Below are 12,274 nucleotides of genomic sequence, written 5' to 3'. Positions count from 1 at the left end.
ACGTTTTTATTAGAGAAAGAAGGTGTTAACCCTGGACAAGCTTGAGCAAATGACCGGAACTCTTCGTTTCCTGGGCAGTCTAGAAAATCCAGAAGAGGCCAACATTATTATTGTGGGGGCACCTATGGACTTTACTGTCAGTTATCGGCCGGGTTCTCGTTTTGGTCCTGAGGGAATCCGTAATATTTCTTACGGTTTAGAAGAGTTCAGTTTTGAATTGGAAAAGAGTTTAGAAGAAGTGAAGTTTTATGATGCAGGTGATCTGGAGTTACCGTATGGAAATGTCGAAAAGTCTCTGGAGTTAATAGAAAAAGCTGCTGAAATTATTGTAAGTGCCGGTAAAAAGCCAATTTTTCTGGGGGGCGAACATTTAATTACCTGGCCGGTTATAAAGGCAGTTTATCGTTATTACCCTGATCTGGTTATTATCCATTTCGATGCTCATGCTGATTTGAGAGAGGAGTTCTATGGTGAACCCCTTTCCCATGCTACTGTAATGGGGTGTGTTGCCCGTTATATTGGTGGTAAAAATCTCTATCAATTGGGAATTCGTTCCGGTGCTCCAGAAGAGTTAGCTTGGGCCAGAAAAAATACCCATCTTTATCGGGCAAAAGTGATTGAGGCAATACCTGAAGTAATAAAGTCTGTTGGAAATCGCCCTGTTTATGTCAGTATTGATATTGATGTTTTAGATCCGGCTTTTGCTCCGGGTACAGGTACACCTGAACCGGGCGGAATCTCTTCTCGAGAATTGTTTAATACTCTTTATATGATGAAGGATTTAAATTTGGTTGGTTTAGATATTGTAGAAGTAGCTCCAGATTATGACCCTGGTAAAACCACAGTTTTTGTTGCCGGTAAACTTTTGCGTGAGGCACTGCTGATTATGGACAAATAAAATGAAATTAATTTAAAGTCACCTGCCAGGATTTAATGGTTCTTTTTCCTGGCAGGTTTTATTATTTTATTTAAAGGAAAATGGTGAATATAGCTCGAAGTAGTTATAGAAAAAGAAATGGGACTATTTTGGGGATAATGTTTAATTGAATAAAGAGGGGGTAATAGGTGATGCGAATTCGCCTGAAATTAAAAACAGTTGAAGAACAGCTAATTGACTATAATTATAATGCTGATCTGAACAATCTAATTTATGAAGTTGTAAAAGATGCAGATGAGCAAATGGCAGAAAAACTTTTTGGGGAAGGAATACTAATTGGTGATAAGCCTGCTAAACCATATACCTTCTCAAGACTGTTATTCGATAATTATAAAGCTACCCACAAGGGGTTAATTGTTAAGGGAGAAGGGGAATGGTTGATTTCCACTCCTGTAGATGAATTGGCTGAGACATTAATTAATGGGTTGATTGGGCGTTATCAGATAAAGGTTGGTAAAAATAAATTTACCGTTGAGAGGCATCAGATGTTAAAAGATCCAGAAATGCCAGAAGAAATGTCCTGTTTTATGCTTGCACCAGTAGTTACATCGGTATTTCGTCCTGATGGTCGTGAGGTTTTTTGCCATCCTTTACAAAGTGAGTTTTATGACCTTTTAAGGAGTGATCTGATTTTTAAAGTAAAGCAGATCTATGGAGAGGTTTTTGATCCTGCAGATATTCAGTTTACCATCATTGATCCGGAAAAATTTGAGTTGGAAAGGGCAGCTAATTTGATTCATTATAAGGGTAAAAATATTAAGGGTTATCTTTTTAAATTTAAAATGACAGGTCCTGAAAAAGTTCTAAAAATAGCTTTTAGTTGGGGGTTGGGCTCATTTAACTATCAAGGTTTTGGGATGATTGATTTTCTTAGATGAATAACATAATCAAATTATGATTTTACTGCAAAAAGCTAATTTTTCACTTTATAATCAATGGGTCATCCTGGCCCTTGATTAGCTCATCACATCCTGTGATGAGGCCTTATTTCGACTGAAGTCTCACTGAGATGGTTTAGCGAAAAATTTCTATGTCGCTTAAAATTAGCTTTTGGCAGTTTAATCAGTTATTTGTTAAACCATCTTAGTGAAATTGAAAAGAATGGCCTCATATGAAGAAGTGATGAGCTTAGTCAAGGATCAGGAGGATTATATCATTTTCTGGACGAATTATATATAAAAGATCAATTTAAAGAAAATTAAACAAGGGGGAATGATTTAATGAAGGCTTGTGTCAAGGAAAATTCAAAGAACTGTACCTGTACTTATCCAGGTTGTCCACGAAAAGGAGTTTGCTGTGAGTGTATAGCATATCATCGTAAGATGAATCAGCTTCCAGGATGTTTCTTTCCACCTGAAGTAGAGAAGACTTATGACAGATCAATTAAGGCATTTATCAAAGCTTACTCTTAGCTTTCTTTTCAATGGCAAAAAGGATAGGTGGTTGGTTAACCTGATTAATAAATTGATATTGTAATACGTCAAAGTTATATTGATCTAATGTAGAGAGATATTTAACTAGAGCAGATAATTCATTTTTACCACCCGGATGGCCATGATAGGCAACAATAGTGATAAGTCCCCGTGGAAGAAGATGTTTTAAGGCTATTTTGAGAGCCTGAATGGTGGTATCAGGTTTGGTGATGATGGAATGATTACCACCTGGAAGATAACCTAAATTGAACATGACTGCCTTTATAGATTGACCGGGAGCCAGATCCTGATCCATAGTTTCATGGCCCCGGTGGATTAATTTTACCCGCTCGAGGAGTCCGGCTTTTTGGAGGCGGTGACGCGTTTCTTTAAGAGCGCAGGCCTGGATATCATAACTATAGACCTTTCCTTTAGGTCCTACCAGTTGAGCCAATAGTAGGGTATCGTGGCCATTACCTGCTGTGGCATCGACTACCAGGTCCCCGGGTTGAACCCGGGTTTTAATTAATTGATGAGAATATTGTAAGCTGTTATGCATAAAAATTCTCCTTTCTTAAGAATCGTGTATAATCATCATATTTTAGTAATATTATAGTTACACTGCAAAAAGCTAATTTTTCGCTCTTTAAGAAATTTTTCGAACCATCTAAAGCTCGATTTCAATCGAAATAAGGCTTTCCTAATCAAAGGACCCTCCTGGCCCTTAGAACTAGCTCATCACACCCTGTGATGAGGCCTTATTTCGACTGAAATCTCGCTAAGATGGTTTAGCGAAAAATTTCTATGTCGCTCGAAATTAACTTTTTACAGTGTAATCATATTATATCATGATTAAACTGCAAAAAGCTAATTTTTCTCTTCAAAAGAAATTTTTCAAACCATCTGAAGTTCGACGGAAATCTCACTAAGATGGTTTAATAAAAAATTTCTATGGTGCTCAAAATTAGCTTTTTGTAGTAAAATCATCATGTTAAAAAGGGAAAATTATATTAATGAGTAAATATTAATTGATAAAGAGGTGAGTTTATGATTGGTGTTCTTTCAGATACCCATATTCCCCGAAGAGCTGAAGGATTACCTAAGGAGGTAATTCAGGGTTTTAAAGGAGTTGATCTAATATTACATGCAGGTGATATAGTTGAAGAAAGTGTATTAAAAGAGTTGGAGGAGATAGCACCTGTATATGCTGTTTATGGTAATTGTGACCCACCTGAACTTAGAGAAAAATTGCCGGCTAAACGGATTGTGGAATATGCCGGGTTTAAGATCGGATTAGTTCACTACAGCAGTCCATATGGTAATACCCTGGGGCGTTTATTGGAAACCTTTGAAGATGATGAAGTTGATGCTATTGTTTTTGGGCACAGTCATAGACCTTATAATGATCGTGTTAATGGAATTCTGATTTTTAATCCAGGCTCTCCAACTGATAAGCGATTTGAGGTCTTTTACTCTTATGGACTATTGATTCCTCAAGAGAAGAAATTGATTGGTAAAGTAAAATATTTTAAATAAGTTTAGGGGGGATTAATATGTCTGTTTATGACAAAGCGTATGAACTTGCACGGGAGATAAAAAATTCTAATGAGTACCAGGATTATCTTAAGGTTAAAAAAGAGGTTGAAGCAGATGAAACTACTAAAAAGATGCTCCTGGATTATCAACGTAAGCAATTTGAACTCCAATCAAAACAAATGATGGGCCAAAAGCTTGAAGATGCAGAGGTAGAGCAGTTTGAGAAATTAGCTGAAGTAGTTCAAATGAATATAACTATCAGGCGATATTTAGAATTAGAAAGACGGCTTATTGTTATGATGAATGATGTACAGCGGATTATAACAGGAGATTTGGAGATTGGATTTAAAGAAATTTTTGAAAGAGAAGATAAGCAATCTTGAAACTGACTAAAAGGAGTAATTCTAGATGAAGATAACAACAATATTATTTGATTTGGATGGAACATTATTGCCTATGGATTTAGATATTTTCATTGACAGATATTTTAAAGCTTTGACACGACGCTTTGCTGCTATTATAAAACCTGAACAATTTATTAAGGATTTGTATGCATCTACTATGGAAATGATTAAAAATAATGATCCAGAGAAAACTAATCAAGAGGTATTTATTGAAGATTTCTTTAAAAGAGTTCCTTTAAAATTTGAGGAAGCCATGCCTGAGTTTGATGCTTTTTATGAGAAGGATTTTCCAAAGTTAAAAGATGAAATCAATCTTAAACTTGAAGGATGGAAAGCTAAAGAATTGATGGATGTTATTTTTGATGCTGGATATCAAGTGGTTATTGCTACTAATCCTATATTTCCAGAAGCCGCAGTTAAAGAACGGTTACGCTGGGTAGGGTTGGCCGATTATCCATATAAACTAATCACATCTTATGAAATAATGCATTTTTGTAAGCCTAATCCTAACTATTTTAAAGAAATCTGTGAAAAGATAGGTGTTGATCCCCGGGAATGTTTAATGGTGGGTAATGATATGGAAGAAGATCTACCCGCTTCTCTTCTGGGGATGAAGACTTTTATTGTAGAGGATTTTTTAATTGATAGAGGAACGGGACGGTTTACTCCTGATGGTAGGGGAAGTTTAATGGATTTATATCATGAGATTATGGAGAAAAATTTGATTTATAGAAAATAAGGAGGGAGTATAGGAGAATGAAAATTACTTTTTTGGGACATGCTGCATGTTTGATTGAAGAGGGAGGAAAAAAAGTTGTTATTGACCCCTTTTTGACGGGTAATCCGCAAGCTGCTATAAAAGCTTCAGACCTTAAGGTAGATGGAATATTGATTACCCATGGCCATGGTGACCATCTAGGTGATAGTGTGAATATAGCTAAGAATTCTGATGCTCTCATTGTGGCAATCCATGAGTTAGCTTTATATTGCAAGGCCCAGGGAGCTCCTAAAGTGCATGGGATGAATATTGGAGGTTCTTATAATTTTGATTTCGGTCGGGTGAAGATGGTGCCTGCTCTACATAGTTCTGCTATAGTAGAAAATGGTAATTCAATGTATCTGGGGGAACCCTGCGGGTTTGTTATCCAGATGAAAGATTTAACAGTCTATCATGCTGGTGACACTGGACTCTTCCATGATATGGCATTTATTGGAGAAGAGTTTGAGATTGACCTGGCCCTCTTGCCCATTGGTGATAATTATGTTATGGGGCCTGATGATGCTCTTAGGGCAGTTAAAATGTTAAAACCAAAACGGGTGGTACCGATTCATTATAATACTTTCCCAGTGATTGAACAGGATGCAAAGGTTTTCAAATCCCGTATAGAAAAGGAAACAGATGCTAAGTGTATAGTACTTAATCCAGGGGAAAGTGTAGAGATTTAGGGATAGTGTTGAGGGTGTGTAAAAGTACACCCTCTTTTTTATTATTTTTTCTTGACTTTTATAATTATTTTTATTAAAATAAAAATAGATATATAACTCACAATATTCATGCAATTTCAAAATAAATATATATTTTTTTTAAAAGACAAGCGCTTGACTTAATCAAGATAATATTTTCCTAGGTAGATAAGGCAGGTGGGAAAGTTGGCTATTACTTTGAAAGATATAGCCAAAAAAGCTGGTGTTTCGGAATCTACAGTTTCCCGTGTTCTTAACGGTATTCCCAAAGCCAGCAGTGAGACCAGGGATAAGATTTTAAAAATAGCTAAAGAATTAGGTTATTATCCTAATGATGTTGCCAGAAGTTTGGCGAAACAAAAAACCCATATTATTGGCTTGATTGTTAGTGATATTGCTAATCCTTATTTTGCTTCAGTAATAGGAGGGGTAGAGGAGGTAGCCAGTTTAAAAGGTTATAGTCTTATTATTTCTGCTACTGGCGGAAAAGAAAAAGAAGAATTGAAATATATTAAAATTTTAAAAGAGAAAAAGGTTGATGGAATTGTTTTTATGAGTGGTCGAATGCCTGATTCTTGTGAAAAGGCTTTAGTTGAGTCGGAGATACCGACAGTAGTAGTATCCAGAAAAGTCAAAAGCTTTCTCCCATCTATACATATTGATAACATTGGTGAATCATATAAAGCGGTGGAATATTTGATAAAATTGGGTCATCGACGTATTGCCATGATTAGCGGTCCTTGTATAGATAAAGAGTCAGGTTATCATCGCTTACTGGGTTATAAGAATGCTCTGGCTGATTATGATCTACCCTTTGAAGAGGAATTAGTCCAGGAAGGAGATTTTAAAATGGATAGTGGGAGAAAGGCCATGGAGAATTTGCTGAGCTTAAAAAAATTGCCCACTGCTGTTTTTGCTGCCAGTGATGCTATGGGAGTTGGTGCTATCAAGGCGATTAAAAAGGCAGGTTTAAGGGTTCCTGAGGATATTTCAGTAATAGGTTTTGATAATAGTATTATTTCTTTGGCCTGTGATCCAGAATTGACTACTATTGGTCAACCAGTTAAAGATTTGGGTAGAACTGCTATGGAGATGTTGTATAAGATTATTCAAGGAGAAGAATTAGAAAGAAGGACAATTTATTTGCCCTGTGAGTTAATTATTAGAGGTTCTACGAAATCTTTAGGGTAAATGTTTTTTTTAATTTTGGGCAAGGGCTTGACCAAAATCTTTTTAATGCCAGGAAAGTTATATAGCTAATTTTCCTTATAAAAGTGTATTATGGCAAATTTATTTCTAGGGGGTGAGAGGTGAGATCCAAGTAGAGGTGAATTTTAAGTTATTTTTTGTAAAAAAATTAAAAAGGGGGATAAAAATGAAGTATAGACTAAATATAGTAATTGCCAGTGTGTTGGTAATGGTTTTATTGGTTCCTTTTGTAGCTATGGCCGGTGGAAAGACTGAAATTGAGTTCTGGACCACAGAAACAGAAGAAGAAAGAATGGCAGTTATCAAAGACCTGGTTAAAGAATTTGAGAAATTAAATCCTGATATCAAGGTCAATGTTGTAGCGGTTCAGGAAAATGATGTTCCAACCAAATTAGCTGCTGGTATGGCTGCTGGTATGTTACCTGAAGTAGTTGAAATGGGTGCAGAGAACATATTGCGTTTGGGTGCAGAAGGTTTAATGGACGTTGAAGCTGCTGGTCAGATTATTGACGAACTTGGCCGTGAGGACTTCTATAAAGGTGCTCTCAGGATGGTAGCGACTCCTGAAGGCGGTAATTATGCTGTACCTATGCACGGTTGGGTTCAGGGTATCTGGTATAGAACAGATTTATTTGAGGAGAAAGGTTTAGAGCCTCCTATAACCTGGGAAAATATTTTAAAAGCTGCTGAGGCCTTTTATAATCCTGAAGAACAAAAATATGGTATCGTTATCGGTACAGGTAAAGATTCCTATACCCGTCAGACTTTTACACAGTATGCTTTATCTAATAATGCCCGTATCTTTGATGAAAATGGTAATATAATTTTTAATTCTCCTGAGATGATTGAAACTTTGGATTTTTACAAAAAATTGGCTCAATTTACCCCTCCTGGCCCCGATGGCTGGCGTGATGCTAGGGACCTATATTTATCGGGTAGAGTGCCAATGATGATGTATTCCACATATATTATGGATGATATTGGTATTGGTAGAACTGGTTATGAAGGAGCGATTGTTGAGAATCTTGTAGATAAAACTGCTCTGGCTAATGTAATGATTCATAAGTCCCCTGCTACTTATGGACAAATCGTTGCTTTAGGAATTCTTAGAGGTAATAAAAAAGCACAGGTTGAAGCCGCTAAGAAGTTTGTTAAGTATCTGATGTCGGATACTGCTTATATTAAATTCCTTCATATGGCTCCTGGAGGAATGAACCCTGTACGTCGTTCTATTGCTCAGGACCCAAGATATTTAGATAATCCTGTGTTAAAGGTTTATGGAGAAAAGGCTGCTGAAATAGCAGCAGGATTGGATAATATAGGTAAATTCGGATATGTTAATGGAAAAGTTTTCCCTGAGATTGGAAAAATAACGAGCCAATTTATTATAGGACAGGCGATTATGAAGATGACAGAGAATGGTTGGAGTGCTGAAGAAGCAGCCAAATGGGCGCAAAAAGAGATGGAACAGGCAGTTCGTCAGTAAGTATTTAGTTTATCTCCCGCTGGTTTTTACCAGCGGGAGAGTTTTCAAAAGGAGGCTGAGTCTATGAAGAGAAAAGAAGCAATTTTAGGTTATTGGTTAATATTACCAACGGTTCTTTTAATAGTAGGACTTATATTCTATCCTATTTGTTATAATCTCTGGTTAAGCTTACATAAGGTAAATATGAATCCCTTTAAACCGAATACTTTTATAGGGTTAGGTCATTATAAAAAAGTATTAACTGATTTAGATTTCTGGATGTCTTTTAAAACCTCAATAATTTTTACAGTGGCTACTGTTTTAGGTACTACTCTTTTGGGATTAGGAGTTGCTTTACTTTTAAATCGTGAGTTTAAAGGAAGGGCTATTGTTAGGGGGATTATTCTTCTTCCTTATGTGGCTCCGGTTATTTCTCTGGTTTTTGGCTGGAAGTATTTGTTTCACCCTGTCTTTGGAATGGCCAATTATGTACTGGTAGATTTATTACATTTATTACCTAAGCATTTAAACTGGGTTGAATCGCCTCAATTTGCTATTTATGCAGTTATTTTGTTTAATATATGGCGTAACTTCCCTTTTGCATTTTTGATGATTCTTGCTGAATTACAAACAATACCGGTTACCCTTTATGAAGCTGCTGAGGTTGACGGAGCTACTGCCTGGGATAAATTCCGCCATATTACTTTGCCTGAATTAAGATACGTTCTGGGAGCTTTAGTGATTTTAAGAACAATCTGGAATTTTTATAAATTTGATGAGATTTATCTTTTATCCCCATCTGTAGAGACGGTTCCTGTTTATGTTTATGAAAAAGCATTTTCTAATTTTAATTTTGGTGAAGGGGCAGCCATTACTACAATTCTATTTATTTTTGTTCTTAGTTTCATTCTATATTACGTAAGGAAGGTGTTAAAATGGTAAAAAGGAATGTGATAGGTAGAAAGATTGGTTTTGCTGTTTTATTATTTATGGTATTGGCTTTTGTTTTGATTCCTTTTATTATGATGATTACATCTTCTTTTAAACCTCCAGCTGAACAGACTCTTTTCCCGCCGAAAGTATTACCAAAAAAACCAACTTTAGAACATTATAAAGGTGTTTTGAACCCGAATGTCTTTCCCTTTTTAAATTATTTTAAAAATAGTTTAATTATAGCTTTAATATCTGCAGGGATTGGAGTTTTAATTGCTATTTTCGGTTCGTATAGTTTTGCCCGGCTGGAGTATAAAGGACGAGGAATTATTCAAAGAGGGGTTCTTTTGGTCTATATGTTTGGCGGAGTATTATTAGTTGTACCATTATTTCAGATAATAACTAAATTGGGTTTGTTTAATACCAGAGCAGCTTTAATCATAACATATGTTGTTCAGACTTTACCTGTATCTCTATATATGCTGGGAAATTATTTCCGGACCATACCGGAAGCCATTGAGGAGGCAGCATTAATTGATGGATGTAATCGTTTAGAGGTGATTTATAAAATAGTATTGCCTTTGTCTGCCCCAGCTATTGTATCAGTTTTCATCTATGCTTTTATGATTTCCTGGAACGAGTATCTTTTTGCTTCTGTTTTTATCAATTCCGAGGCACTAAGAACATTACCTATTGGATTAAGTCAGTTGTTCTATACCCAACATTATATCTGGGGCCGGATGATGGCAGCTTCCTTATTAACAGCTATTCCAGTAATTGTTCTGTTTTTATCCATTGAGCGGTTTATTACCGGAGGACTGACATTTGGTGGAGTTAAAGGATGATAAGTAAAATAAGTAAGCAGAAAGAGATAAATGTGGCTGGAAAACAATATCAGCTAGGAGGGAAGTAAATGAAAAAAGTAACTATTGTTGTTCCTACTTATTGGACCTGGCCTACAAATGTTAATGGTAGAAAAGTTGAATCTATTTTTGATCATCCTACTCCACTTGATATGGATGGAACATTAGCTAGAACCCTTGAAAGTTTTAAGAAATTAAGTTATCCCAATTTTGATGTGGTAGTAATAAGTGCTGCTACAAATAAGCAGATTAGGGCTGAGGTAGAAAAAAAAGTTAAGGAGATTATTGATAGGTTTAAAAATGATTTTGATATCATTCAATTCTCCTATACTCAATTGGACAGGTTAAAAGAGAGATTATGGGATTTAGGATATGACAAAATTTTAGATGAGATTAATTTAGAAAACTATAATAATATAAGAAATTTGCAATTGATAGTTTCACATTTAAAAGAGAGTGATGTAGTCGTTGGCATTGATGATGATGAAATTATTACTGATAAGGATTATCTTAAAAAAGCTATAGAATATGTTGGAACTGAATATAAGGGAGTGAAAGTAGCCGGTGTTGCTGGCTATTATTTAGATGAAAAAGGTAACCACCGCTTAAACCTTGATGACCATAGTTACAGCGATAATTTATTTGATAAAAAGCATTATTTAATGGACTTAACATTTGAGATGTTAGATAAGTGTGAAGATCGTCTGGTGAGAAGTCCAGTTGTGTTTGGAGGAAATATGGTTATTCCCCGGTCAACTTTCGAAGAAGTATCTTTTGATCCTTATAATACACGGGGAGAAGATATTGATTATTTGATAAATGCCAGGATGGAGGGGATGTATTTCTTTTTAGATAAAGAACTGAATGTAGTTCATTTACCGCCTTCATATGATACTGCTCATAATGGATTTAATTTGTCTAAATTAAAACAAGATATTTTGCGTTTTGTTTATGAAAAAGAAAAATTAGAGCAAGTGAAAAAACATGATGACTTAAATAATATAGATATTGAGGAATTAATGCCTTATCCAGGTAGTTTTTTTGACAATAAACTTTACAAGGATGCAGAGGAAAAATTAATGAAAATGTTAGTTAAAAAAGATGCCAGAAGAGAAGCTGTGGAATTTGTTAAAATGGCAAAAAGAAGAGCTGTTGAACTGGTTCCTAAATATTTTGAATTTCGTTTGTTATGGAAAGATATGATGAAAAATATTAAAGATGATTGTAAGCTAAAAAATTATCTGCAGTGATATATTTTAATTTCTGCCATTAAAGAGGATTGAGTTAGTAGAGGGAATGGAAAAATATCTTAATCTTTTTTCATAACTAACTTCACATAATCAATTATATTTCGAATTTGAGCCCTATCCAGGCCTAAATCTTCTAAAATTCTTTCCAGTAAACTTAATCTTTGATTTGTAGGCATATCGGGAATAGGTAGTCCTAAAATATTAGCAAGAGCGGTAATCTCTTCTTGGGTGGGTTGGATTTTTTCATGGATTATATCCAGCATTTTAAAAATATTTATTCCTGTTTTTTTAGATAAAGTTTCCAGTGACCAATTTAAAGTTTTCATTTTATCTTTAACTGATGTGATGAAATTGGTAAAATCTACACAATTACCGAAATCTAGAAAAAGGTAATAGAGAGGGACATTCATCAGTTGAGATAAATTTATCATTACATCAAAGGAAGGTTTAGCAGTTCCTTTTTCGATACGACATACATGAGCAGCAGATAAACCAAGGGCATTGGCGATGGCCTGGTATGAAAGATTGTTTTTCTTTCTAAAATGATATAAGTTTCGCCCTAATATTTTTAACTCTTTCATTTTAAGAACTCCCTTTCTTATATATAATTTTACTGCAAAAAGCTAATTTTTCGCTTCGAGAGAAATTTTTCGAACCATCTAAAGTTCGATTTCAGTCGAAATAAGGCATACTAATCAATGAGCCCTCCTGGCCCTTGATTAGCTCATCACATCCTGTGATGAGGCCTTATTTCGACTGAAATCTTACTAAGATGGTTTAACGAAAAATTTCTATGGCGCT

At 35.3% G+C, this 12,274-nt stretch carries 14 protein-coding genes; 12 read left to right on the top strand and 2 right to left on the bottom strand.

The features are described 5' to 3' along the window. Window positions 1-49 precede the first annotated feature (49 nt). The 3 genes from speB (at window position 50) to BBF96_RS10800 (ending at window position 2,349) form a co-directional block, all read left to right on the top strand. On the top strand, window positions 50-898 hold the full coding sequence (gene speB / locus BBF96_RS10810) for an agmatinase (RefSeq protein ID WP_127018245.1): 849 nt from the start codon (window positions 50-52) through the stop codon (window positions 896-898). Window positions 899-1,068: 170 nt separating this feature from the next. Beyond that, entirely contained in the window at window positions 1,069-1,815 is a 747-nt protein-coding gene (cas6, locus tag BBF96_RS10805) for a CRISPR-associated endoribonuclease Cas6 (protein WP_127017161.1), read from the top strand. A 342-nt stretch (window positions 1,816-2,157) separates the two neighbouring features. Further along, a complete protein-coding gene (locus BBF96_RS10800) occupies window positions 2,158-2,349 on the top strand; it encodes a DUF6485 family protein (RefSeq protein ID WP_127017160.1) in 192 nt (63 codons plus the stop codon). Here the strand turns inward: BBF96_RS10800 and mnmM are convergent. Further along, the gene (gene mnmM, locus BBF96_RS10795) at window positions 2,333-2,908 is read right to left on the bottom strand and encodes a tRNA 5-(aminomethyl)-2-thiouridylate-methyltransferase MnmM (RefSeq protein WP_127017159.1); all 576 of its coding nucleotides are present in this window, start codon (window positions 2,906-2,908) and stop codon (window positions 2,333-2,335) included. The two genes, BBF96_RS10800 and mnmM, sit on opposite strands and share 17 nt — an antisense overlap. 488 nt (window positions 2,909-3,396) lie before the next feature. Between mnmM and BBF96_RS10790 the strand changes: the two genes are divergently transcribed. The 9 genes from BBF96_RS10790 (at window position 3,397) to BBF96_RS10750 (ending at window position 11,473) form a co-directional block, all read left to right on the top strand. After that, window positions 3,397-3,885 carry a metallophosphoesterase family protein gene (locus BBF96_RS10790; RefSeq protein ID WP_127017158.1) on the top strand — a complete coding sequence of 163 codons (489 nt, stop codon included), beginning with the start codon at window positions 3,397-3,399 and terminating at the stop codon, window positions 3,883-3,885. A gap of 17 nt (window positions 3,886-3,902) precedes the next feature. Further along, a complete protein-coding gene (locus tag BBF96_RS10785) occupies window positions 3,903-4,268 on the top strand; it encodes a YlbF family regulator (protein WP_127017157.1) in 366 nt (121 codons plus the stop codon). A 25-nt stretch (window positions 4,269-4,293) separates the two neighbouring features. After that, window positions 4,294-5,028: an HAD family hydrolase gene (locus BBF96_RS10780; protein WP_127017156.1), complete on the top strand. Its 735-nt coding sequence runs from the start codon at window positions 4,294-4,296 to the stop codon at window positions 5,026-5,028. A gap of 17 nt (window positions 5,029-5,045) precedes the next feature. Continuing rightward, a complete protein-coding gene (locus BBF96_RS10775; RefSeq protein WP_127017155.1) occupies window positions 5,046-5,735 on the top strand; it encodes a metal-dependent hydrolase in 690 nt (229 codons plus the stop codon). Between the two features lie 204 nt (window positions 5,736-5,939). Further along, a complete protein-coding gene (locus tag BBF96_RS10770; RefSeq protein ID WP_127017154.1) occupies window positions 5,940-6,944 on the top strand; it encodes a LacI family DNA-binding transcriptional regulator in 1,005 nt (334 codons plus the stop codon). 184 nt (window positions 6,945-7,128) lie between these two features. Then, entirely contained in the window at window positions 7,129-8,448 is a 1,320-nt protein-coding gene (locus tag BBF96_RS10765; RefSeq protein WP_127017153.1) for an ABC transporter substrate-binding protein, read from the top strand. A 63-nt stretch (window positions 8,449-8,511) separates the two neighbouring features. After that, window positions 8,512-9,369, top strand: a complete 858-nt coding sequence (locus BBF96_RS10760) for a carbohydrate ABC transporter permease (protein ID WP_127017152.1) — start codon at window positions 8,512-8,514, stop codon at window positions 9,367-9,369. Beyond that, entirely contained in the window at window positions 9,363-10,205 is an 843-nt protein-coding gene (locus BBF96_RS10755; RefSeq protein ID WP_127017151.1) for a carbohydrate ABC transporter permease, read from the top strand. Before BBF96_RS10760 ends, BBF96_RS10755 begins: the two co-directional genes overlap by 7 nt. Window positions 10,206-10,273: 68 nt before the next feature. Then, window positions 10,274-11,473 (top strand): glycosyltransferase family protein, encoded by a 1,200-nt coding sequence (locus BBF96_RS10750; RefSeq protein WP_127017150.1) that lies wholly within the window; start codon window positions 10,274-10,276, stop codon window positions 11,471-11,473. A gap of 59 nt (window positions 11,474-11,532) precedes the next feature. On the opposite strand, the gene BBF96_RS10745 is transcribed toward BBF96_RS10750, so the two are convergent. Then, complete coding sequence (locus BBF96_RS10745; protein ID WP_127017149.1) at window positions 11,533-12,054, bottom strand: helix-turn-helix domain-containing protein; 522 nt, start codon at window positions 12,052-12,054, stop codon at window positions 11,533-11,535. Between the last annotated feature and the right edge of the window lie 220 nt (window positions 12,055-12,274).

Source organism: Anoxybacter fermentans, assembly GCF_003991135.1.
Taxonomy (GTDB): domain Bacteria; phylum Bacillota; class Halanaerobiia; order DY22613; family DY22613; genus Anoxybacter; species Anoxybacter fermentans.
This window is presented reverse-complemented; position numbering and strand designations above follow the sequence as displayed.

Coding starts and splice junctions, on each gene's coding strand:
- speB (WP_127018245.1), top strand. CDS start 50: ATGACCGGAACTCTTCGTTTCCTGGGCAGTCTAGAAAATCCAGAAGAG.
- cas6 (WP_127017161.1), top strand. CDS start 1,069: ATGCGAATTCGCCTGAAATTAAAAACAGTTGAAGAACAGCTAATTGAC.
- BBF96_RS10800 (WP_127017160.1), top strand. CDS start 2,158: ATGAAGGCTTGTGTCAAGGAAAATTCAAAGAACTGTACCTGTACTTAT.
- mnmM (WP_127017159.1), bottom strand. CDS start 2,908: ATGCATAACAGCTTACAATATTCTCATCAATTAATTAAAACCCGGGTT.
- BBF96_RS10790 (WP_127017158.1), top strand. CDS start 3,397: ATGATTGGTGTTCTTTCAGATACCCATATTCCCCGAAGAGCTGAAGGA.
- BBF96_RS10785 (WP_127017157.1), top strand. CDS start 3,903: ATGTCTGTTTATGACAAAGCGTATGAACTTGCACGGGAGATAAAAAAT.
- BBF96_RS10780 (WP_127017156.1), top strand. CDS start 4,294: ATGAAGATAACAACAATATTATTTGATTTGGATGGAACATTATTGCCT.
- BBF96_RS10775 (WP_127017155.1), top strand. CDS start 5,046: ATGAAAATTACTTTTTTGGGACATGCTGCATGTTTGATTGAAGAGGGA.
- BBF96_RS10765 (WP_127017153.1), top strand. CDS start 7,129: ATGAAGTATAGACTAAATATAGTAATTGCCAGTGTGTTGGTAATGGTT.
- BBF96_RS10760 (WP_127017152.1), top strand. CDS start 8,512: ATGAAGAGAAAAGAAGCAATTTTAGGTTATTGGTTAATATTACCAACG.
- BBF96_RS10755 (WP_127017151.1), top strand. CDS start 9,363: ATGGTAAAAAGGAATGTGATAGGTAGAAAGATTGGTTTTGCTGTTTTA.
- BBF96_RS10750 (WP_127017150.1), top strand. CDS start 10,274: ATGAAAAAAGTAACTATTGTTGTTCCTACTTATTGGACCTGGCCTACA.
- BBF96_RS10745 (WP_127017149.1), bottom strand. CDS start 12,054: ATGAAAGAGTTAAAAATATTAGGGCGAAACTTATATCATTTTAGAAAG.